Annotated in this window: 21 protein-coding genes; 10 read left to right on the forward strand and 11 right to left on the reverse strand. The window is 40.0% G+C overall.

Features of this window, described 5'->3' with window-relative positions:
- Nucleotides 1-103 precede the first annotated feature (103 nt).
- Nucleotides 104-457 carry a DUF496 family protein gene (locus QQS40_RS07145; protein WP_049355951.1) on the forward strand — a complete coding sequence of 118 codons (354 nt, stop codon included), beginning with the start codon at nucleotides 104-106 and terminating at the stop codon, nucleotides 455-457.
- A 76-nt stretch (nucleotides 458-533) separates the two neighbouring features.
- Here QQS40_RS07145 and QQS40_RS07150 read toward each other — a convergent pair whose 3' ends face one another.
- Together QQS40_RS07150 and rsmC are read right to left on the reverse strand one after the other, a co-directional pair.
- Nucleotides 534-1,031 carry a YbhB/YbcL family Raf kinase inhibitor-like protein gene (locus QQS40_RS07150; protein ID WP_049355953.1) on the reverse strand — a complete coding sequence of 166 codons (498 nt, stop codon included), beginning with the start codon at nucleotides 1,029-1,031 and terminating at the stop codon, nucleotides 534-536.
- 10 nt (nucleotides 1,032-1,041) lie between these two features.
- The gene (gene rsmC / locus QQS40_RS07155; protein ID WP_289901230.1) at nucleotides 1,042-2,034 is read right to left on the reverse strand and encodes a 16S rRNA (guanine(1207)-N(2))-methyltransferase RsmC; all 993 of its coding nucleotides are present in this window, start codon (nucleotides 2,032-2,034) and stop codon (nucleotides 1,042-1,044) included.
- 87 nt (nucleotides 2,035-2,121) lie between these two features.
- Here rsmC and QQS40_RS07160 point away from each other — a divergent pair, with 87 nt between their 5' ends.
- Genes QQS40_RS07160 through rimI form a run of 3 tightly spaced genes read left to right on the forward strand, consistent with a single transcriptional unit; the run spans nucleotide 2,122 to nucleotide 3,569 of the window.
- Nucleotides 2,122-2,715 carry a hypothetical protein gene (locus tag QQS40_RS07160; RefSeq protein WP_329504571.1) on the forward strand — a complete coding sequence of 198 codons (594 nt, stop codon included), beginning with the start codon at nucleotides 2,122-2,124 and terminating at the stop codon, nucleotides 2,713-2,715.
- Nucleotides 2,716-2,718: 3 nt separating this feature from the next.
- The gene (locus QQS40_RS07165) at nucleotides 2,719-3,123 is read left to right on the forward strand and encodes a DNA polymerase III subunit psi (RefSeq protein ID WP_329504573.1); all 405 of its coding nucleotides are present in this window, start codon (nucleotides 2,719-2,721) and stop codon (nucleotides 3,121-3,123) included.
- Nucleotides 3,124-3,128: 5 nt separating this feature from the next.
- Nucleotides 3,129-3,569 (forward strand): ribosomal protein S18-alanine N-acetyltransferase, encoded by a 441-nt coding sequence (gene rimI, locus QQS40_RS07170; protein WP_329506744.1) that lies wholly within the window; start codon nucleotides 3,129-3,131, stop codon nucleotides 3,567-3,569.
- Nucleotides 3,570-3,616: 47 nt separating this feature from the next.
- On the opposite strand, the gene QQS40_RS07175 is transcribed toward rimI, so the two are convergent.
- The 6 genes from QQS40_RS07175 to fdnG form a co-directional block, all read right to left on the reverse strand.
- Nucleotides 3,617-4,438: an IS3 family transposase gene (locus QQS40_RS07175; RefSeq protein WP_128787665.1), complete on the reverse strand. Its 822-nt coding sequence runs from the start codon at nucleotides 4,436-4,438 to the stop codon at nucleotides 3,617-3,619.
- Nucleotides 4,423-4,776, reverse strand: coding sequence for a helix-turn-helix domain-containing protein (locus QQS40_RS07180; protein ID WP_128787400.1), 354 nt, complete (start codon nucleotides 4,774-4,776; stop codon nucleotides 4,423-4,425). Before QQS40_RS07180 ends, QQS40_RS07175 begins: the two co-directional genes overlap by 16 nt.
- Before the next feature lie 94 nt (nucleotides 4,777-4,870).
- A complete protein-coding gene (gene fdhE / locus QQS40_RS07185) occupies nucleotides 4,871-5,779 on the reverse strand; it encodes a formate dehydrogenase accessory protein FdhE (RefSeq protein ID WP_329504575.1) in 909 nt (302 codons plus the stop codon).
- Between the two features lie 59 nt (nucleotides 5,780-5,838).
- Nucleotides 5,839-6,555 carry a formate dehydrogenase subunit gamma gene (locus QQS40_RS07190; protein ID WP_049355964.1) on the reverse strand — a complete coding sequence of 239 codons (717 nt, stop codon included), beginning with the start codon at nucleotides 6,553-6,555 and terminating at the stop codon, nucleotides 5,839-5,841.
- Nucleotides 6,548-7,483, reverse strand: a complete 936-nt coding sequence (gene fdxH, locus QQS40_RS07195; RefSeq protein WP_049365401.1) for a formate dehydrogenase subunit beta — start codon at nucleotides 7,481-7,483, stop codon at nucleotides 6,548-6,550. Before fdxH ends, QQS40_RS07190 begins: the two co-directional genes overlap by 8 nt.
- A 1-nt stretch (nucleotide 7,484) precedes the next feature.
- On the reverse strand, nucleotides 7,485-10,568 hold the full coding sequence (gene fdnG / locus QQS40_RS07200; protein WP_329504578.1) for a formate dehydrogenase-N subunit alpha: 3,084 nt from the start codon (nucleotides 10,566-10,568) through the stop codon (nucleotides 7,485-7,487).
- Between the two features lie 275 nt (nucleotides 10,569-10,843).
- On the opposite strand from fdnG, the gene fdhD reads away from it, so the two are divergent.
- Nucleotides 10,844-11,653, forward strand: coding sequence for a formate dehydrogenase accessory sulfurtransferase FdhD (fdhD, locus tag QQS40_RS07205; RefSeq protein WP_049355972.1), 810 nt, complete (start codon nucleotides 10,844-10,846; stop codon nucleotides 11,651-11,653).
- A gap of 66 nt (nucleotides 11,654-11,719) precedes the next feature.
- On the opposite strand, the gene QQS40_RS07210 is transcribed toward fdhD, so the two are convergent.
- On the reverse strand, nucleotides 11,720-12,766 hold the full coding sequence (locus tag QQS40_RS07210; protein WP_049355974.1) for an ABC transporter substrate-binding protein: 1,047 nt from the start codon (nucleotides 12,764-12,766) through the stop codon (nucleotides 11,720-11,722).
- A gap of 145 nt (nucleotides 12,767-12,911) precedes the next feature.
- Here QQS40_RS07210 and uvrD point away from each other — a divergent pair, with 145 nt between their 5' ends.
- The 5 genes from uvrD (at nucleotide 12,912) to QQS40_RS07235 (ending at nucleotide 19,079) form a co-directional block, all read left to right on the forward strand.
- Nucleotides 12,912-15,089, forward strand: coding sequence for a DNA helicase II (uvrD, locus tag QQS40_RS07215; protein WP_297569526.1), 2,178 nt, complete (start codon nucleotides 12,912-12,914; stop codon nucleotides 15,087-15,089).
- A 108-nt stretch (nucleotides 15,090-15,197) separates the two neighbouring features.
- A complete protein-coding gene (locus QQS40_RS07220; RefSeq protein WP_049355977.1) occupies nucleotides 15,198-16,202 on the forward strand; it encodes an ABC transporter permease subunit in 1,005 nt (334 codons plus the stop codon).
- A 12-nt stretch (nucleotides 16,203-16,214) separates the two neighbouring features.
- Entirely contained in the window at nucleotides 16,215-17,111 is an 897-nt protein-coding gene (locus QQS40_RS07225) for an ABC transporter permease subunit (protein ID WP_049355979.1), read from the forward strand.
- 8 nt (nucleotides 17,112-17,119) lie between these two features.
- A complete protein-coding gene (gene dppD, locus QQS40_RS07230; RefSeq protein WP_289901223.1) occupies nucleotides 17,120-18,103 on the forward strand; it encodes a dipeptide ABC transporter ATP-binding protein in 984 nt (327 codons plus the stop codon).
- Nucleotides 18,096-19,079 carry a peptide ABC transporter ATP-binding protein gene (locus tag QQS40_RS07235; RefSeq protein WP_289901222.1) on the forward strand — a complete coding sequence of 328 codons (984 nt, stop codon included), beginning with the start codon at nucleotides 18,096-18,098 and terminating at the stop codon, nucleotides 19,077-19,079. The genes dppD and QQS40_RS07235 overlap by 8 nt, the downstream gene beginning before the upstream one ends.
- Nucleotides 19,080-19,126: 47 nt before the next feature.
- On the opposite strand, the gene QQS40_RS07240 is transcribed toward QQS40_RS07235, so the two are convergent.
- Together QQS40_RS07240 and QQS40_RS07245 are read right to left on the reverse strand one after the other, a co-directional pair.
- Complete coding sequence (locus QQS40_RS07240; protein WP_297569531.1) at nucleotides 19,127-20,305, reverse strand: sugar transporter; 1,179 nt, start codon at nucleotides 20,303-20,305, stop codon at nucleotides 19,127-19,129.
- Nucleotides 20,305-21,495 carry an AsmA-like C-terminal region-containing protein gene (locus QQS40_RS07245; protein ID WP_289901220.1) on the reverse strand — a complete coding sequence of 397 codons (1,191 nt, stop codon included), beginning with the start codon at nucleotides 21,493-21,495 and terminating at the stop codon, nucleotides 20,305-20,307. The genes QQS40_RS07240 and QQS40_RS07245 overlap by 1 nt, the downstream gene beginning before the upstream one ends.

The raw sequence follows: 21,495 nt of genomic DNA on the forward strand, positions 1-21,495 counted from the left end.
GTTTTTTGATCTAACCCATCAATTTTACGTTAAGCTTTTGACGGACAGAAAAAAAAACGATACATTACGTTGAGTTTGTTTTTTAATTTTTAGAGAGTCAATCATGGGAAATGTAAATAAATCCTTCCAAGAAGTATTAGAGTATGTGCGTTTATATCGTTTAAAAAATAAACTTAAACGCGACATAGAAGACAACAACCGCAAAATTCGTGATAACCAAAAACGTGTCTTATTGTTAGATAACTTAAATCAATATATTCATGATGATATGAGCATTGAAGATGTTCGTGCGATTATCGAAAATATGCGTGATGACTATGAAGGCCGTGTTGATGACTATAATATTCGTAATGCGGATCTTTCTACTCAACGTCGAGAAGTGAGCGCGAAAATGAAAGAGCAGAAAAAAGCGCATGCGAAATTAGTAAAAGATTCATCAAATAAAATCACATTATAAACCCTCAAAATAAATGACCGCACTTTATCGAAGTGCGGTCATTTTTTATGGCATTTTTAGGATGATCTATAAATGATTAAACATCATAGGTGCCTATTACCACAGCTTGATCTAAAATATGCCCTTGCATCGCAAAATGTAGATCATTAAAACGGAATCCTGGTTTGAGGTTTAGTTTAGTATCGAGCGCATACACAATAAGCTCGTAACGATGTAAACAGTTTGGTGGTGCCATACCGCCATAGAATGAGGCTTCTTCAATATCAAATTGACCTAATTTACTCGCCCAAGTGTTTGCACCTTGCACATAATCTGTTGCAGTTTGGCTTTCATTTTCTTGAATAACTGTACGTTCAAGATCTGCAATAAGCCAATGAATCCACACAAAGCCACTTGCAGTAATTGCGTCTTTATCTTCTAAGACAACTGCAAAGGATTTAGTACCTTGAGGTGCATCATGAATTTCAAACGGGATAGAGTAGGTTGGCATACCATTTGGGCTAAATTGTGTGCCGCGTTTGCCATATTTATCTTCAAAGGCACCATTTTGAATGGCTGAACTGGTTACAAACATTGTTTTCTCCTTAATTTCTCACGGAATACACTTTAAATTTGGTGGTTTGAGCAAGGACTTCAAATTTCCCGAAATGTTGTGCTAATAAATCGGGATAGGGAAGAAATGCATTAGCTACGATACGCAGTTCTCCACCTGCCGTTAAATGCCATTTAGCCTGTTGAATAAGTTCTTTCACCGCACGATAAGCAGTGTCGATTCCATCGTGGAAAGGCGGGTTTGAAATAATCAGATTAAATTTCCCTTCAATATGGGAAAAAATATCGCTTGCGATAACCTGACCTTCAAGCTGATTTTCAGCAAGCGTTTGACGAGCAGATTGAATTGCCATTGCATGAATATCAGTCATTGTAACATCCGCTTTAGGATGATGTTTTTTGATCATGGAACCAATGACACCCGCCCCACAACCAATATCTAACACTTTGCCTTGAATTGGTGACGTTAAGGTAGAAAGTAGAAGTGACGTGCCACTATCAAGTTCATTAGCACTGAATACACCTGGCAAACTGAAAATACGGAGATCACCTAACGCATCATTTTGGTAGCATTTCCAATAAGATTGAAGATCAAAGTGCGGTTGTTTTTGTAAGGAAAAATGGTATAAACCGCAACGACGCGCTGAGTCGATTTTGCCAATTTCACCATAAGGTTCAAGCAATTTTTCAGCTGAACGGACGCCACAACGATTTTCACCGATAATCAACACTTCTTGACCAATTTTACTTTTGGCGAGTAGTTGCATCAGCTGAAAATTCACTTCTTGTTTATTCTTCGTCCAATAATAAATAATCAAATCAGATTGCGGCTGAAATTCAACCTCAAAATTGACCGCACTTTGGGTTTTGGCATAATCAAAATACCAACTCCAAACCTGCACAGATTGGCAATGTTTTTGCAATATTTGAGGAAAATCATCATTAATGCCGCCGGCAAGAAGAATTGATTTACCGCTAAAAAGGGGAAGATGGCGTTGTAAAACTTCGCTTTCGAGAGAAATCACGCTTTAAATCCTGTGGTTTATTGGTTAAAATTACGTGTTATTCTAACAAAAGAAAACGATTTAAACGTATTTATTAAGGAATTATTTATGAAAAAAATCATCACCGCAGTCGCAATGGCAAGTTTATTGTCTGGCTGTCAATTAATCGAACAACTTCAAGGTAGCAAACAAAAAACTTCAACCTTACCAACAACAAGCTCAAAAGTTGAATTACCTGCTGCACAAGCGCAAAGCTTAGATGCGCAGTTTGAGCGCATTAAAAAAGGTAACCAAGAAGTCACATTCAACGGTGAGAAATTCTATAAACAAACGAAAGCCTTTGATAAATCAGAAGATCCGCGTTTCTTAAGTGGAGCAGCGAATGTAGATCGTAGCAATCGTAAATTCATTATGAGCGAAACCTATTATTTAAAAGATGTTTCTCATGTTCCGGCATTAACGACAAAATATCTTGATGCAAACAAAAAAGTATGTGAGTTAAAAACAATTGGTAACGCTTCAGATGTTTACTATGCTTGTGATGGTAAAGATTTCCAACGTTTTATCGCCGTGATTTATCAAGCGAAAAACATTCTTTCTTTCCGTAGCTTAAAAGCGTATCAAGAAAAACCAACAGATGCGCAAGAAAAAGCGATTGTTAAAGGTTTAAGAGATTATCCGCTAGATACTATCGCTCGTTAATCTATGGATAGACGCAATCTTCTTTTAAATGAAATGGGGATAACCCGTTGGCAGCTCTATCGCCCCGAAGTATTGCAAGGGGCGGTTGGTGTGAGTGTGTCTGAACAAGTGAAATTTATTGTGGTGACTAATGATAATCTCTCGAGTTCACCACTTTTTGCAGATGTTCGACTTGCGCTAGAGCTCAAAAAAGAAGATTGCCTTTGCTTGAATTTTGATCAAATTCAACATATCACTTTACAGCATTCTGTGCGGTATTGGTTATTGGCTGAAAATGCTGATGAAATCGACCGCACTTTGCCTTATTGCTTAAATGCAGAGCGTGTTTATCGCTCTGTTGATTGGCAACAATTCCAGCAAAATAGCCAAGCTAAGCGTGAGCTTTGGCAACAAATCCAACAAATTTAATCATGATGCCTTCTCTTTTTCCTATTGAAGAATGCGATATGGATCGCTTATATGAAATTGAACAAGCAGCACATATTGTGCCTTGGTCATTGGGAACATTGAAAAATAATGTCGGCGAGCGTTATCTCAATTTGAAATTAGTGGAAAAGGAGAAAATGCTGGGTTTTGCTATTTGCCACACGGTATTAGATGAAGCCACATTATTTAATATTGCGATTGACCCCGCTCAACAAGGAAAGGGCTACGGTTCGTTTTTATTGCAAGGTTTAATGGATAAGCTTAGAGAGAAAGGTATTCAAACGCTTTGGCTTGAAGTGCGTGAATCGAATCCCGCTCGTTTCCTTTATGAAAAGTTAGGGTTTAATGAGGTTGATATTCGTAAGAATTATTATCCCAAACCAGATGGTGGACGAGAAAATGCTGTCGTGATGGCATGTTATCTCTAGAATGCAAAAGTGCGGTCAATGTGATCTGACCCCAAAAAGTTAGACTGTTATTTAAAGGATTGTTTTCGATATTGTATCGGACTCAGTCCTTTTAATTTTAGTTGAATCCGTCGGTGGTTATAGTAATCCAAATAATCTCTGACAGCATCAACTATCTCTTCTTTTGTTTTAAATTCCCGACCATAAAAACATTCCGTTTTTAATCGCCCAAAGAAACTTTCCATTGCGGCATTGTCCAAGCAATTCCCTTTTCTCGACATACTTTGAATGATGCCATGTTCAGCTAAAATTCGACGATAAGCTACCATTTGATATTGCCATCCCTGGTCTGAATGTAAAATGACACCACAAGCTTTATTTAATCCTTTGACGGCTTGCATTAACATGTCCTCTACTTGCGCCCAATTTGGGGAATAGCTGAGATTATAGGAGACTATCTCATTGTTAAATAAGTCTAAAATTGGAGATAAATAGACTTTACTCCCATCTTTCGCCTTAAACTCGGTGATATCTGTCACCCATTTTTGTTTCGGGGCCGTTGCACTAAAATCGCGTTCAAGATGATTCGGTGCAATTACCCCTATCGTGCCTCGATAGGTGGTAAATTTCTTGCTTTTTCTTGACCGCACTTGAAGCCCAAGTGTCTGCATTAAACGTTGAACTTTTTTATGATTCACGCCTGGCAAGCTGGCATGAACACGTCGGTAGCCATAATCAGGATGATTGGCTTTGATGCGTTTAATGGCCTTTTTCAGCTCCTCATCCTTATCCGGTTTAATCTGAAGTTTCGCAAAAAACGTACTACGCGCTAACTGTGCAAAGCCTAAAAGCCATTTTAACGGATAGCGTGTTCTTAACCTTTGGATAATTTCCGTTGCTCGGCTTCGTCCTGAAGTCTGAGCCTTCTCAACTCCTTTAGGTAGGCTACCTCCGCTTCAAGCTGTAAAATTCTCAGGCGTAAACGGTCTTCTTCAGTTTTGGGTGGCGGTGGCATTCTGGCATATTTAGGTTTCATAGGCGGTCGTCCTGATGGTTTACGGGGAATAAGTCCCTTTATGCCACTTTTTTCAAACCGTTTCAACCATGTCCCGACTAGGGCGTTGGAAGGAATATTGTAAAAACGAGCTGCTTCTCTAATACTCATTTTTCCATTCAAAATAGGTTGAAGAATTTGTAATTTAAATTCGATTGTGTAGTGTTTACCCATAAAAAATCTGCACCTCAATTGTTGGTTTGTTGAGTCCAACTTTTGGGGTGCAGATCAATGTTGATCGCACTTTGTTTATCTCAAAAATAAGACATTACACTTCTTCTGCAGGGAATACAAATGGATTTAATCCACTGCGTGCGAAGCCTTTTTCTTCCATTTCAATATCTAAGAAAATTGATGCTAAATCATCCGCTACTGCTTCAACATTTGGATCTTTTTCTTGGAACATGATTTTTAAATAGCTTTGGCAATCACCACAGGTTTCAGCACGAATGAGTGCAAGCTCTTCATTTAATGACCACATTTCAAGATTTTTGTGCTCATTGCAGTTTGTACATTGTGCGCGCACTAAATTCCACTCACTTTCACAGAGATTGCAGTGCAAATAGCGTAACCCTTGTGAAGTACCGATATGCACCACACTTGACACGGGTGCAGAACCACAAACAGGGCAGTAATGTAGGTTATCTGTGCCTTCTTGGCGGCTGTTATGAGGAATTTGTTGAGCCAGTTGTAGCCAATAAAGAGAAAGCGCCGCCCAGATAAAGACAGCTTTATCGGTGCTCACCAAATTAAATTCTTGGCTTAAAAGATGGCTAGCCATTTCTTCAAGTTCTTTATCAGAGGCTTTTTCAAGATTCTCAATCGTAGCAAGAACCTGTTCGTTTGCTTTTGGTTTAATGGTATGTAAAATTTCTTTGAGATATTCAATCCAAATGCTTGAGCGTTTAAATGTTTGAGTATTTAACGGTTCAAGTTCATTTAAATTATCGAGATGCTGTTTTTCTAATGGATTTTTTTCAAATACGCTTAATTGGCTTTCCACAACATCTGCAGCAAAGAGTAAATAATCAGCCAATGGATGATCTTTCGCTAATTCTCTTAAACGTTTTGCACGACGTTGATAAAGATTTTTAGGGTTAGCAAATAGCACAGGCGGAATATCGTATGAATTTGTTTTTTGTTTGATTTCGTTTGCAGATAAGATTTTGATACTCATAATAGTCTCTTAAGTATTGATAAGAAAAAGTGCGGTCATTTTAACCGCACTTTTTGATTTTAGCCATTGATACCTTTGAACAATGCTTTGGTTTTTACTTTTTTACCTTCAGCTTCGTTTTTAAGATCTTCTTCTAGCTTAGGAAGTACTTCGTCGTTATACCATTTAGGGTGGTGTTTTTTCGCCCAGCGAACGGTTACCCAACCTTCCACGATACCACGAATGGAGCCTTTCACCCAGAATGCCATGTACATGTGTACCAAGATACCGGTGAACAACATGAATGCACTTAGTGAGTGAAGTAAAATCGCAAAACGCAACACTGGGATAGAGAAGTAGTGTGAGAAATATTGACGCCACATAATGATGCCTGTTACAAGCAAGGTAACCATCGCCAAGTTCAATGTCCAGAATAACATTTTTTGACCAAGGTTATACTTACCGTTATAAGCAACAGCGTGTTCATTTCCTTTCAATACTTCAAGCATGCCTTTTAACCAGCGGATATCGTTTTTCTCTGGAATATTGTGATCCCAGTAAAGATAGCCAAGGAAAATAAAGGCTACGAACATAATGATACCGGTGAACGGGTGAATTGCTCGAGCCAGTTGCGGAGTACCTAAAATTTCAGTTAACCACGCAAAATCTGGGAAGAAGAATGCCACACCAGTGAACATCGTCATAAAGAAGCAGATTACGAGTAACCAGTGGCTAAAACGAGCAGGCGTTCTATGACGAATGATTCGAGTATCATTGCTAATCTCAATCTTACTCATCTTTGCCCCCTTTTTTATCTTCTTCTTCAAATTCATGGTGATGATCTTCTACGTCTTCTTCAACGTTTGGACCCACAGCTAAGTAGTGAGCGATTTCAGCAAGTGCTAGACCACCCATTGCTACAGCCGCTACTGGTTTCAATACATCTTTCCAAAGGGTGACGGTGAGGTCAACTTTTGGATCTTTTGGAAGACCAGAATAAAGCTCAGGTTTATCCGCATGGTGTAATACATACATTACGTGAGTACCACCTACGCCTTCAGGGTCGTAGATACCTGCGTTTTCGTAACCACGTGATTTTAAGTCAGCAACACGTTGTTCTGCGTAGAGTTTCATCTCTTCTTTAGAACCGAAACGAATTGCACCGGTTGGACAGGTTTTCACGCAAGCCGGTTCTTGGCCCACAGAAACACGATCTACACAAAGGGTACATTTGTACACGCGGTTGTCTTCTGGGTTCATACGTGGAATGTTGAACGGACAACCTGCGATACAGTAACCACAACCGATACATTTATCAGATTGGAAATCCACGATACCGTTCGCATATTGGATAATTGCGCCTGGTGCAGGACAAGCTTTTAAACAGCCTGGTTCTGAACAGTGCATACAACCATCTTTACGGATTAACCATTCTAAACGATCATTTTCTTCAACTTCGTTAAAGCGCATTACCGTCCATGCTTTTGCATTAAGATCTACTGGGTTATCGTAGATCCCCACACATTGAGCATTAACATCAGAACGGATGTCATTCCACTCTGAACAGCCCACCTGACAGGCTTTACAACCGATACAGGTGGATACATCGATTAATTTTGCTACTTCAACTTTATGATCACGCGCTTGAGGTGCTGGTGTTAAACCAGACGTAGCGGAGACCTTGATAATGTCTTGCGATTGAACGCCTTGACCACTTCCTGCCATATTATGCCTCCGCTTTCTCAATGTTTACCAAGAATGTTTTATATTCTGGTGTTTGAGTGACTGCTTCACCCCAAGATGGTGTTAAGGTGTTGGTGGAGAAACCACGATTACCTTTACCATTTAAGGCTTTCATATTCCAGTGAATTGGAATACCCACGTGATGTACGGTACGTCCGTCGACTTCTAAATCTTTCAAACGTTTTGTTACCACTGCAACGGCTTTAATGTAGCCACGGCGAGAAGTAATTTTCACCATATCACCTTTTTGGATGCCTTTTTCTGCTGCTAATTTCTCACCAATTTCCACGAATTGTTGTGGTTGAGCGATGATATTTAACGCAGATTGAGCTGTCCAACTGTGGAAGTGCTCGGTCAAACGATAAGTCGTTGCCACATAAGGGAAGTCTTTGTTTGAACCGATAAATTCACGGTCTTCTTTGTAAATACGAACAGTCGGATCAGAGACGACACTTGGATGTAGTGGGTTAGTGTCAATCGGACTTTCAATTGGTTCATAGTGCTCAGGCATAGGACCATTCGCAATTTTATCTACAGCGAATAGACGGCCCACACCTTCCGCAGACATAATAAATGGACCTGCGTCAGAACCTGGTGGCTGTGTACCATAGTCAGCGACATCTAACCAGTTCCAGTTTTTACCGTTCCATTTGATTAATTGACGGTGTTTATCCCAAGGGTTACCGTTAATATCAAGTGAAGCACGGCTATAAAGGATACGACGGTTTGCTGGCCATGCGAAGCCCCAACCTAATGTACAACCTAAACCTGATGGGTCAGAGTTGTCACGGTTTGCGGTTTGGTTACCTTTTTCAGTCCATTGACCCACATAGATCCAGTTACCTGCAGAGGTTGTACCATCATCACGTAAGTGAGCGAATCCGTTAAGTAATTGACCTTTTTTATACATGACGTTGCCATCAGCATCGAGAAGATCAGCAAGCGCGTAGCCGTTTAATTCTTTCGCTAACTCTACAGAACTTGGTGAATGTGGTTGAGCATAGTTCCAAGTCATTGCTTCGAAAGATTCGATACCACGACCACCTTCTTTTTGGTAAAGACGGTGCATCTCTTCACGAATCATAGAAAGAATTTCAACATCCGGTAATGCTTCACCTGGTTGATCACAGCCTTTCCAGTGCCATTGAGCCCAACGACCAGAGTTAGCAATCGAACCATCTTCTTCAGCAAAACAGGTGGTTGGTAAACGGAATACTTCAGTTTGAATATCTGCTGGAGTTACATTGTTTGATTCACCAAAGTTTTTCCAGAATTCAGAAGATTCAGTTTGAAGCGGATCCATCACGATTAAGAATTTCAATTTACTCATACCCGCAACAGTTTTGTTTTTGTTCGGTAATGAGTTTAATACGTTGAAACCTTGTAAGATCCAACCGTTTAGTTTGCCATCATTCATTAACTTCACATGAGTGATAGGGTCGTATAAGCGATCTGCTTTTGGTAAGAAATCGAAGCCCCAACCATTTTCTTTGGTGGCTTTATCACCATAGAACGTTTTCATCATACTCACGAAGAATTTCGACGTATTACGATAGTAGTTCACTTGGTTTGGTACGATATCTTTTGGTGTAATCGCGTTGATGTACTGCTCATAAGAGGTATCTTTATCATTTGGCAAACGCATATAGCCCGGTAAAGACATCGGCAACAAGCCCATATCTGTTGTACCTTGTACGTTTGAGTGTCCACGTAATGCATTGATACCGCCACCTGGCATACCCATATTACCTAAGAGTAATTGGATCATCGCCATTGAGCGAATGTTTTGTGTACCGATTGTGTGCTCAGTAAAGCCTAACGCATATAAGTGCGTCATGGTTTTATTCGGTGCAGAGGTTTTACCAATTTCTTCACAGATTTGTAAGAAGAGTTTTTGCTTAACACCGGTAATACGTTCAACCATTTCTGGCGTATAGCGAGAAACGTGATCTTTCAAGATATTAATCACACAACGTGGATCTTGTAAGGTCATATCACGTTTAGCATTACCATTTTCATCAAATTGGTAATTCCATTTAGATTTATCGTAAGTGTGTTTTTCTTCATCAAAACCTACGAATAAACCATCTTCAAATTTGAAGCCTTCATCAACTAAGAATGAAGCATTGGTATAGTATTTAACGTATTCGTGTTGGATTTGATTGGTTTCCAATAGGTAACGGATCACACCCATTAAGAATGCGATATCAGAACCGGAACGAATTGGTGCGTGAAGGTCAGCGACAGAAGCTGTACGGTTAAAGCGAGGGTCAACCACGATGATTTTCGCACCGTTTTTCTTCGCTTCGATCGCCCAACGGAAGCCAACAGGGTGAGCTTCAGCAGGGTTACCACCTTGAACAATAATAAGATTGGCGTTTTTGATGTCAACCCAGTTATTTGTCATGGCACCGCGACCAAATGATGGAGCAAGACTTGCTACCGTTGGTCCGTGTCAAGTATTCGCTTGGTTACACATCGGCACCATGCCCAACATCCGCACCCATTTATGAGTAAGAAGTGCGGCCTCGTTGCTCATGGCGGAGGCGGTCATAATACCTGTAGATGTCCAACGGTTAACGGTTTTGCCACTTGCATCTTTTTCAACAAAGTTAGCATCACGGTCATCTTTAAGTAAACGAGAAATGCGTTTGATTGCTTCTTCCCAAGAAAGACGAACCCATTTGTCAGAACCCGGTGCGCGGTATTCAGGGTATAATGCACGGCTTTCACTATTAACATAGTCCAACGCGCCAGCACCTTTAGGACATAATGCCCCACGGCTTACCGGATGGTCTGGGTCACCTTCAAGGTGGAATAATTTAGAACGGGTATTGGTGCCTGTATGGCTACTTAAGGAATCGTAAGGTTTACCTGTGCTATATAACAACATACCACAGCTTACAGCACAATATGTACAGGTGTTACGAGATTCAAATGCTCGTAATAGTTTATATTCGCGTGGCGCTGCCAAAACCGATGAAGGGGCAAACCCCAACATTGCCGCAGACGTCCCCGCCATACCACCTGCACAGATCTTAAAGAACTTACGTCTAGAGACCTGCATAATCACTCCTTCATAACGGCGAACCGTTAAGATATTTTGATAGTATAAATTCGTATAGATAATTTATTTGATTTCGTTAAAATAACGTATCAGCCATTAAATCGGTTATAACAATGACCAATTTAAACGGAGATAATTTTAACTATTTTTTAACCGAAAAGCTATAATCAATCCTTGTTATAGTGGCTTAAAAAATTGAGCTAGATCACAAAATGAACGTTATTTGTTAAGAAAACGTAACATTTTTGATGAGGCCATTTTATTGGAATAACATCATGCACTGGGTAATTCAAAAAACGATCAGTTTCTTTAAAAAAACATCAGAAAATCAGACCGCACTTTGTTGCGAAAAACAAGATAATTTAGCTGCTGAAGTCCCCGTATCTCTTGTCTATAATGGTATTGCACATACCGTCATGATGTGCTCTCCGCAAGATTTAGAGGATTTTGCTTTAGGTTTTTCACTCGCAGAAGGTATTATTGAGAAAAAAGCAGACATTTATGGTATTGATGTGGTGGAAGTATGCAATGGCATTGAAGTACAAATTGAATTATCTAGCCGTCAATTTGTGGCATTAAAAGATCATCGTCGTACTTTAACGGGAAGAACAGGATGTGGTATTTGCGGCACAGAACAAATCTCACAAGTCTATAAAAAATTGCCGAAATTAGACCATACTTTCCAGTTTAATTTAAATTTATTAGATGGCTGTTTAGAACAATTACAAGCTAATCAAGCACTCGGAAAAGAAACGGGAGCAACGCATGCAGCCGCCTTTTTTGATTTATCTGGTCATTTACTGGCGATTCGAGAGGATGTCGGGCGGCATGTAGCGCTAGATAAATTAATCGGTTGGCATGCTAAACAGAACCAACCTCAGGGATTCATCCTTGTTTCAAGTCGAGCCAGTTATGAAATGGTGCAAAAATCGGTGGCTTGTGGTATCGAATTACTTGTCGCGATTTCTGCCGCAACAGATCTTGCTGTCAATATGGCCGAACAACACAATCTCTCCCTTATCGGCTTTGCTCGCCCTGGAAAAGCGAATATCTATGCAGGGAAAGAGCGGTTGGTTTTAGTTTAGTTTCATATGTTGAAAACAAGTGCGGTCAAAATATCATAATTTTTGATCGCACTTTGTGTATTTCTGTTATTCTTTTGGCGATTTACCCTCTAAGAGTACTTCAGCAACCCAACGTTGGGTAAGGCGTTTGCCTTCTTGATCTGTACCAAATTTCATAAAATCAATATCCACCAATTTTAATTTGCTAGCTGGTAAGAAACCAGGTGCAGGTTCTGCATGGATATTGGTTGGAAGTTGATAAGAGTCTGATTCTTTCCACGGAATTTCTTGTGCTTCTTTGCTTAGCACGAAATCCATAAACAGTTTGGCATTATCAAGGTTTCTCGATCCTTTAATGATGCTTGCCCCGCCTAAAGAATAGCCTACGCCTTCGCATGGTAAAATGCCTTCAACTGGCGCACCATTTTTCTTCTCACGCGGGTAAACCAGCATAAAACCTAAATCAATCGCCACGGTACCGTTAGCCAAATAATTGCTTGCTAGGCCTGTTTTGGTATGTTGCATGAGATTGGGTTCTAGTTTTTTCAGATAATCAAAGGCTTTTTCTTCTCCCCATAATGTGGAAAAAGTACTGATAAGTGAGTAACCCGTGCCGGAAACACGTGGATCCGGATATTGAATTTGCCCTTGATATTCAGGTTTTAGTAGATCTGCATAACATTTTGGTGCAGGAATATTCAATTCTTTTAATTTTTTAGTATTGACCCCAATGCCAAGTTCCATTAAGTAAATTGCAGAGGTGAAATTGCCGCGTTGCTCCATTAAAGATTTAAACTGCGGCATGATGTCTTTTTGTAATGGGGAGCGATAGGATTCAAGTAAGCCTAATTCTGCAGCTTGAAGATGGGGTTCAATTGTGCCACCAAACCAGAAGTCAGCTTGTGGGTTTTCTTTTTCAGCTTTAATTTTGCCTAATACGACGCCTGTACTATTACGTACAAATTGTGTATCTACATTGTATTTTTTACTAAAGGCTTGCGTGACTTTTTCGCATACAACGTTTTGTACGCTGCAATAAACAGTGAGTTTTCCTTCAGCCTGTGCGTGAGAAGTGTACGCGAGGGCGGTTAGGGCTGAAAGTGCGGTTAATTTTAGCGTTGTTTTAATTGACATTGTGTCTCCTTTAACTTCGTCAATGTTTAGTAATTATTTGATATTGCTAATATAAAGGGGCGGAGTAAATTTGTAAATATTAGGTTGTTTAAAAATATAATTCCCACTATAATCCCTGTAAATTTAACCAGATTAAAATAGAGCAATGGATATTTCAGAATTACTTGATGGCTTGAATGATAAACAACGTGAAGCAGTGGCTGCACCGCTTGACAATTACCTTGTGCTTGCAGGTGCAGGAAGTGGTAAAACTCGCGTCTTGACTCATCGTATTGCTTGGTTGATTGCTGTAGAAAATATTTCTGAAGGCAGCATTATGGCAGTTACTTTTACGAATAAAGCCGCTGCTGAAATGCGCCATCGTATTCAAGATACCTTATCCAAACATGCTCAATCGAATCTATTTGGTATGTGGATTGGCACATTCCATAGCATTGCCCATCGATTATTACGCGCTCACCATTTAGATGTAAACTTGCCACAAGATTTCCAGATTTTGGATTCTGAAGACCAACTTCGTTTAGTAAAACGCTTGATGAAATTGCACAATTATGATGATAAAGCATTTCCACCGAAACAAGCGTGCTGGTATATCAATAATAAAAAAGATGAAGGTTTAAGACCGCAAGATATTAATGATTTTGGTGATCGCCAGGAAAAAGAGTGGATTAAGATTTATCAAATTTATCAAGATACTTGTGATCGTGCGGGCTTGGTGGATTTTGCTGAATTGTTAATTCGTGCGTATGAATTATTTGCTAAAAAGCCTGTGATTTTGCAACGCTATCAGCAACGTTTTCAGCATATTTTGGTGGATGAGTTTCAAGATACCAATAAAATCCAATATGCCTGGATCAAAATTCTTGCTGGTAATACGAGCAAAGTGATGATTGTGGGCGATGATGACCAATCCATTTATGGTTGGCGTGGTGCACAGATCGAAAATATTCAAAAATTCCTAAAAGATTTCAACGCTGAAACTATTCGTTTGGAGCAAAACTATCGTTCTACCGGCAATATTCTAAAAAGTGCCAACCAACTTATTTCGAATAATAGTGATCGCCTCGGTAAGAATTTATGGACCGACGGTGAAATGGGTGAGCCAGTGGGTATTTATGCGGCATTTAATGAGTTAGATGAGGCGAAATTTGTGGCTTCTCAAATCCAAAATTGGGTAGATGAAGGTGGGAAATTAGATGATTGTGCTGTTTTATATCGTAGTAATAGCCAATCTCGTGTCATTGAAGAAGCGTTGATTCGTTGTCAAATTCCTTATCGTATTTACGGTGGGATGCGATTCTTCGAGCGCCAAGAAATTAAAGATGCATTGGCATATTTACGTTTAATTAATAATCGTCAAGATGATGCCGCGTTTGAACGTGTGATTAATACGCCTACACGCGGTATTGGTGATCGTACTTTAGATGTGTTACGAAATTTAACCCGTGAACGTCAAATTACCTTATGGCAAGCTGTGCAAGTGGCCACACAAGAAAATATGCTAACGGGACGTGCTTCAACCGCCTTGTTACGCTTCCAAGAGTTGATTAATTCTTTACAGGTGGATACAGCCGAGATGCCACTGTTTGCAAAGACTGATTTCGTGATTAAACATTCTGGTTTATACGATATGTATAAACAAGAAAAAGGCGAGAAAGGTGAAGTGCGTATTGAAAACTTAGAAGAATTGGTGACGGCAACCCGAGAATTTATCAAACCTGATGAAGCAGAGGATATGACCGAACTTACCGCCTTTTTAACTCATGCTTCTTTAGAAGCGGGAGAAGAGCAGGCTTCGCCGCATCAATCTTGTGTAGAAATGATGACCTTACACTCTGCAAAAGGCTTGGAGTTCCCGCGCGTATTTATGGTGGGGGTAGAAGAGGGGGTATTCCCAAGTTTCCGTTCATTTGAAGAGCCTGGTCGTTTGGAGGAGGAACGTCGTCTTGCTTATGTGGGCATTACTCGAGCTAAGCAAAAACTCACCATTTGTTATGCTGAAAGTCGTCGTGTTTACACGAAAGAAGAACGCCATTTGCCTTCACGATTTATCACAGAATTGCCACCAGAGTGTATTCAAGAAATCCGTTTGCGAGGAACGGTGACTCGAGTATTAAACCAAGCGAAAGTAGGGAGTTTAAGCATGAGTTTGCCAGAAAATGAATGGAAAATGGGGCAAAAAGTGAAACATGAAAAGTTTGGTTTTGGCACTGTCATAAACGTTGAAGGCTCAGATAATAACACTCGTTTACAAATTGCTTTCCAAGCTCAAGGCATTAAGTGGCTGATTGCGCATTTGGCAAAATTAGAAAAAGTGCGGTAGAATCGGGAGGATTTTATTGCAACGAGTATGAATATTAGTGTTCATATTCAATATGCCAGTGCGAAAACGTTCGCAGAAACGACCGCACTTTTATCATGTGGGAAGTAGATGTTTAAATTTATTTTAAAACGTATTTTAATGGTGATTCCTACCTTTATCGCCATTACTTTTGTGACTTTTGCTCTCATTCATTTTATTCCGGGTGATCCTGTGGAGATTATGATGGGAGAGCGAGGTTTAACGCCCGAAGTTCATCAACAAATGATGAAGCAACTTGGTCTGGATTTACCGTTGTATCAGCAATATTTCAACTATATTGGCAATGTGATACAAGGCGACTTTGGTGAATCATTCCGTACTCGACAACCTGTACTGACTGAGTTTTTCACACTCTTTCCTGCGACGTTTGAATTAGCTTTCTTTGCGCTATTTTGGTCGTTAATTGCGGGTATTACGCTCGGAACGATTGCTGCCGTCAAGAAAGATAGCTGGATTTCTCATACCGTAACAGCGATGTCCTTAACCGGTTATTCCATGCCAATTTTCTGGTGGGGATTGATTTTGATCTTATATGTTTCACCTTGGTTTGGTTTGCCACAAGGGGGACGTTTAGAAGATAGTTTCTGGATCGATACACCAACCGGTTTTATGTTAATCGATACTTGGCTTTCAGGTGTGCCAGGCGCTTTTGAAAATGCAGTTAAGTCATTGATTCTACCCGCTATTGTATTAGGTACTATTCCACTTGCAGTAATTACTCGAATGACACGTTCTTCAATGTTGGAAGTGTTAGGCGAAGATTATATTCGCACTGCAAAAGCGAAAGGCTTAAGTTATACCCGAATTGTCATTTTTCATGCGCTACGCAATGCACTTATTCCCGTAGTGACCGTTGTGGGCTTGATTGTAGGACAGTTATTATCTGGTGCGGTTTTAACCGAAACGATTTTCTCATGGCCGGGCATTGGTAAATGGATCATTGATGCGATTACCAATCGCGATTATCCCGTCTTACAAGGCGCCGTGTTGATTATTGCTACAATTATTATTGTGGTTAATTTGACGATCGATTTACTTTATGGCGTGGTAAACCCACGTATTCGCCATCAATAAGGAGCCTTATTAATGACGGAACAAACTTTATCTATTGAAACCTTTGCTCCTCGAACACCGTTGCAGGAGTTTTGGTTTTATTTCAAACAAAATAAAGGGGCGGTGATTGGACTCACTTTTATCCTTGCTTTGGCATTAATCAGTATTTTTGCCCCTTGGATAGCACCTTTTGATCCTATCGAACAAAATCGTTCAGCTTTATTGCTACCACCAGCTTGGTATGACGGTGGTAATTCTGCTTATTTACTGGGTACAGATGACATTGGTCGAGATATTCTTTCTCGCATTATTTATGGTACGCGCATTTCTGTTTTTGCGGGTTTCATTATTGTGATTTTATCTTGCATTTTAGGGACGAGTCTTGGCTTACTTGCCGGCTATTATGGCGGGGCATTAGATACATTAATTGTTCGTTTTATTGACATTATGTTGGCTATCCCAAACTTGCTTTTAACCATTGTGGTGGTGTCAATTTTAGAGCCTTCTTTAACGAATGCGACGTTGGCGATTGCCGTGGTTTCGATTCCAAGTTATGTGCGCTTAACACGTGCGGCAGTATTAAATGAGAAAAACAGAGATTATGTCACCTCTTCTCGCGTAGCGGGAGCAAGCGTATTACGTTTAATGTTTATTGTCATTTTGCCGAATTGCCTAGCACCTCTCATTGTACAAATGACGATGGGGATTTCTAACGCCATTTTAGAATTAGCGACTTTAGGTTTCTTAGGTATCGGCGCAAAACCACCCACACCAGAATTGGGTACTATGTTATCTGAATCACGTAGCTTTATGCAGGCTGCAAACTGGTTGGTTACCATTCCGGGTTTAGTGATTTTATCGCTTGTTTTAGCATTTAACTTAATGGGCGACGGGTTGCGTGATGCGCTCGATCCAAAATTAAAACAATAGGGGGCAGAATGGCATTATTAGATGTAAAAGAGCTTTCTGTTCATTTTGGTGATGAAAAAGCACCTTTTAAAGCGGTGGATCGTATTAGCTACCAAGTTAATCAAGGCGAAGTGTTAGGTATTGTCGGCGAGTCAGGTTCAGGAAAATCAGTAAGTTCCCTTGCTGTGATGGGCTTAATTGATTTTCCAGGGCGTGTTTCAGCGAAAGGCCTAGAATTTGGAGGAAAAGATCTTTTAAGCTTACCGCCAAAAGAAAAGCGGAAATTAGTTGGCGCAGATATTGCCATGATCTTCCAAGATCCAATGACAAGCTTAAATCCGGCTTATACGGTGGGTTTCCAGATTATGGAAGCCATTAAAGCGCATCAGGGTGGCAGCAAAAAAGAGCGCCGTGAGCGCACCTTAGAGCTATTACGTTTAGTCGGTATTCCTGATCCTGAATCACGTATTGATGTCTATCCGCATCAGCTTTCTGGCGGGATGAGCCAACGCGTTATGATTGCTATGGCGATTGCATGTAAACCGAGATTGCTCATTGCAGATGAACCAACCACCGCACTGGATGTGACCATTCAAGCTCAAATTGTAGATTTGTTGCTTGAGTTACAGCAAAAAGAATGTATGTCGTTGATTCTGATTACGCACGATCTTGCGTTAGTCGCAGAAGCGGCGCATCGTATTATTGTGATGTATGCAGGACAAGTAGTGGAAGAAGGACGAGCAGAAGATATTTTCCGTGAACCAAAACATCCTTACACTCAAGCGTTATTGCGTTCTTTACCGGAGTTTGCAGAAGGTAAATCTCGTTTGCAATCTTTACCCGGAGTGGTGCCAGGTAAATACGATCGCCCACAAGGCTGTTTGTTAAATCCACGCTGTCCGTATGCAACGGATCTTTGTCGAAGTGTGGAACCTGAATTACGCCAAGTAGGAAATCGACAAGTTAAATGTCACACCCCATTAAATGCTCAAGGAGAACCAAGCAATGTTTGATGTCGCACAAGAAAATGCACCATTGCTCAATGCCATTGGGCTGAAAAAATATTATCCTGTGAAAAGAGGCATGTTTGCGAAAACACAGCAAGTGAAAGCATTAGATGGCGTGTCTTTTTCCTTAGAGCGAGGTAAAACCCTTGCCGTAGTGGGTGAGTCTGGTTGTGGTAAATCGACACTTGGTCGTCTTTTGACGATGATAGAAGAACCGACAGAAGGCGAGTTATATTATAACGGACAAAATTTCTTAGAGAATGATCACGAAACGAAAGCATTGCGCCGTCAGAAAATCCAAATCGTGTTTCAAAACCCTTATGCATCACTAAATCCGCGTAAGAAAATCGGCACAATTTTGGAAGAACCTTTAGTCATTAATACCAATCTATCGGCTAAAGAACGTAAAGAAAAAGTATTGTCCATGATGGAAAAAGTAGGATTGCGAGCAGAGTTTTATGATCGCTATCCACATATGTTTTCGGGCGGACAACGCCAGCGTATTGCGATTGCTCGAGGTTTAATGCTTGATCCTGACGTGGTTGTAGCGGATGAACCAGTTTCAGCGTTAGACGTATCTGTTCGTGCGCAAGTGCTGAATTTGATGATGGATTTACAAGTTGAGCTTGGTTTATCTTATGTGTTTATTTCCCATGATCTTTCGGTGGTTGAACATATTGCTGATGAAGTGATGGTGATGTATTTAGGTCGTTGTGTTGAAATGGGCACAAAAGAGCAGATCTTTAAAAATCCACAGCATCCTTATACGCAAGCGTTACTTTCGGCAACGCCAAGATTGTCACCTGAATTACGTCGTCAACGGATTAAATTAACCGGAGAATTGCCAAGTCCAATTAATCCGCCAAAAGGTTGTGCATTTAATCCGCGTTGTTGGAAAGCAACGGATAAATGTCGAAATGAGCAGCCTAAATTGGAAAAATATCCTGATGATAAGCTCATTGCTTGCTTCCATCTCGATTAGAAAAGATAAAAGAAAATGACCGCACTTGAGTAAGTGCGGTCATTTTTTTAGATATTTTGAGAACGATAGCGGAAATTAAAGAAGACGAAGATACCGAGTGCAATAATGGCTAACGCTGCACCACTAAAGCCAATGTATTCAAGTCCTACATGTCGCATAATTTGATTCCCGAAGAGCGCTCCCGCACCAATCCCCGCATTAAAAATACCCGAGAAAATGGCTGTTGCTACATCAGTGGCATCGGGGGCAAGTTGCAATACACGCATTTGTAGTGCTAAACCAATGCAGGAGATGCCAATTCCCCAAATAAAGGATAAGGCAAACATTGTTGCGGTATAGCCAGCTGAAGTAAGCATAAATCCTAAAGAAAGCGCTAATAACAGTATCGCATGGATAATAAATTGTGCGGCACCTAAACGGTATAATCGATTAAAAATCACACTCGCTGTTACACCTGAAATACCAAAGACCAAGAGAATCATTGTGGCTAGATTAGGATCCATCTGTCCAATTTGAATCATAAATGGCTCAATGTAGGTGTAGGCTGTAAAGTGGGCCGAAATAATAATTACCGTGGTTGCATAAAGTCCAATAAGTAATGGACGTTTTGCCAAAATCGGCAGACTAGAGAGTGAGCCGGCATTTTTACTCGGTAACATTGGTAATAAACGAATAATCAAGAACATTATCATCAAAGCTAATATACCAATAATCGCAAAGGTAACGCGCCATCCCACAAGTTGACCGACTAGTCGTCCCAGTGGCAAACCGAGAATCGTAGCCAGTGATGTACCAATGGCTAACATACCAATGGCTTGTGTCTTTTTATTTTTAGGCGCAACGCGCATCACTAAAGAGGCAGTGATGGACCAGAATACGGAATGGGCCAACGCAATACACATACGGGCAATAAGAAGAATCCAATAATTCCATGCAATTACAGAAAGAATATGCCCGATGATAAAAATGATGAAAAGCTTAACGAGTAAGCTTTTACGTTCCATTTTTCCTGTGGCGAGCATTGCGGGCAGGGACATGATGAGAACAGTCCACGCATAAATGGTCATCATTAATCCGACATCAGAGGTTTGCATATTAAAGCTTTGCCCAATATCGGTGAGTAACGCAACGGGCACAAATTCCGTAGTATTAAAAATAAAAGCGGCGCAAGCCATGATAACTACGCGCCAAAATTGAGTTTTTTCTGCTTTTTGGTAAAACGACATTATTTTAATTTCTCTTTAATTAATTCCTTAAGTTGATGGCGGAAATTTTTATCAATATTTAACTTATATTGTGGGGCGTAACAGCTATCGAAAAAACGAATAGGTAACGCAAGTTTTTTGTATTTTTCGTTAGTCGATCTTAAAGTTAAATTGACGTCGCATTGTACATTATCTAAATCAATGGCTCCAGAACCTTCACCTAAAAGTGCGGTTGTTTTTAAGCTTATTTTATCTACTTTGAGTAAGTGGTTTTCAAGCGAAAGATTTGATTCAAAACGCTCGTAAGGCGTATTCATATTTCTGCTCGCAGTTAAATCACTGTTATAATTAATTGGTAAATACTGTGCTGCCATATCTAATAAATTCAATCCTAAAAGCTCGCCATCACGTGCATTAAAATCAAATTTCCCTTCGATTAATTCTGAATTTGTAAAGGCTAATTGAGTGTTAAAATCACTCGTGCCTGTCATGGTTTGTGGAAAATTGAGTAAAGCTAACAACTGCTTTAAAGGAAAATTTTTACCAGAAAAATTAACCACGCTTTTTTGTAGATAGCTATTAAATTTAAGTATGGCAAGGCAATTCGTGGCGCATATCGGTCGAATGTAAGCAATGGCCAGTTTTTGTGGTTTTGTTAGATCTGCATGAATTTCAATATAACCCAATTTTTGCTGATTAAGTTGAACATCATCAAATTGAATAAGAGATTCCCCTTTTTGACGAAGGGCTATATTGCCTTTGTTAAAAATAAAATCAAATGTGGTGGCATTGCCATAAACTGGCTTTTCAAGTGTTACCCAAACGTGATGGGTACCATTTAAAATAAGATCTTTTCTTAAAAATTGTTTGAGTGGAAAATCCGAAAATGCCATGCGAATATTGGCTGAATTTAGCGCATTCTCGGTAAAACTAGCTTGCTGAATTTGAATTTCATCAAGCATCGGATTGCCAAAAATAAATGAAAAAAAGGATAATTTTCCTTCAATTTTTTTTGCAGAAACAGCGTGGTATTTAACTTGTTCTAAGGAAATAGAGAGATGAGGAAAGAAGCTAAGACTAACTGCTTCAAGTTTTATATCACGTCTTGCAAATTGTTCGACAACCAGTGTTTTTGCTTGTTGAAGTTGAAGATAAAAAAAGAAAAAGATCGCAAACAGTACGATCGACAGGCTAATTGCGATCTTTTTCAT

It is taken from the genome of Haemophilus parainfluenzae (assembly GCF_036288925.1).
Taxonomy (GTDB): Bacteria; Pseudomonadota; Gammaproteobacteria; order Enterobacterales; family Pasteurellaceae; genus Haemophilus_D.

Bases quoted from the DNA above. Each gene is read 5' to 3' on its own strand.
- QQS40_RS07145 (WP_049355951.1), top strand. From the start codon at position 104: ATGGGAAATGTAAATAAATCCTTCCAAGAAGTATTAGAGTATGTGCGT.
- QQS40_RS07150 (WP_049355953.1), bottom strand. From the start codon at position 1,031: ATGTTTGTAACCAGTTCAGCCATTCAAAATGGTGCCTTTGAAGATAAA.
- QQS40_RS07160 (WP_329504571.1), top strand. From the start codon at position 2,122: ATGAAAAAAATCATCACCGCAGTCGCAATGGCAAGTTTATTGTCTGGC.
- QQS40_RS07165 (WP_329504573.1), top strand. From the start codon at position 2,719: ATGGATAGACGCAATCTTCTTTTAAATGAAATGGGGATAACCCGTTGG.
- rimI (WP_329506744.1), top strand. From the start codon at position 3,129: ATGCCTTCTCTTTTTCCTATTGAAGAATGCGATATGGATCGCTTATAT.
- QQS40_RS07180 (WP_128787400.1), bottom strand. From the start codon at position 4,776: ATGGGTAAACACTACACAATCGAATTTAAATTACAAATTCTTCAACCT.
- fdhE (WP_329504575.1), bottom strand. From the start codon at position 5,779: ATGAGTATCAAAATCTTATCTGCAAACGAAATCAAACAAAAAACAAAT.
- QQS40_RS07190 (WP_049355964.1), bottom strand. From the start codon at position 6,555: ATGAGTAAGATTGAGATTAGCAATGATACTCGAATCATTCGTCATAGA.
- fdxH (WP_049365401.1), bottom strand. From the start codon at position 7,483: ATGGCAGGAAGTGGTCAAGGCGTTCAATCGCAAGACATTATCAAGGTC.
- fdhD (WP_049355972.1), top strand. From the start codon at position 10,844: ATGCACTGGGTAATTCAAAAAACGATCAGTTTCTTTAAAAAAACATCA.
- QQS40_RS07210 (WP_049355974.1), bottom strand. From the start codon at position 12,766: ATGTCAATTAAAACAACGCTAAAATTAACCGCACTTTCAGCCCTAACC.
- uvrD (WP_297569526.1), top strand. From the start codon at position 12,912: ATGGATATTTCAGAATTACTTGATGGCTTGAATGATAAACAACGTGAA.
- QQS40_RS07220 (WP_049355977.1), top strand. From the start codon at position 15,198: ATGTTTAAATTTATTTTAAAACGTATTTTAATGGTGATTCCTACCTTT.
- QQS40_RS07225 (WP_049355979.1), top strand. From the start codon at position 16,215: ATGACGGAACAAACTTTATCTATTGAAACCTTTGCTCCTCGAACACCG.
- dppD (WP_289901223.1), top strand. From the start codon at position 17,120: ATGGCATTATTAGATGTAAAAGAGCTTTCTGTTCATTTTGGTGATGAA.
- QQS40_RS07235 (WP_289901222.1), top strand. From the start codon at position 18,096: ATGTTTGATGTCGCACAAGAAAATGCACCATTGCTCAATGCCATTGGG.
- QQS40_RS07240 (WP_297569531.1), bottom strand. From the start codon at position 20,305: ATGTCGTTTTACCAAAAAGCAGAAAAAACTCAATTTTGGCGCGTAGTT.
- QQS40_RS07245 (WP_289901220.1), bottom strand. From the start codon at position 21,495: ATGAAAAAGATCGCAATTAGCCTGTCGATCGTACTGTTTGCGATCTTT.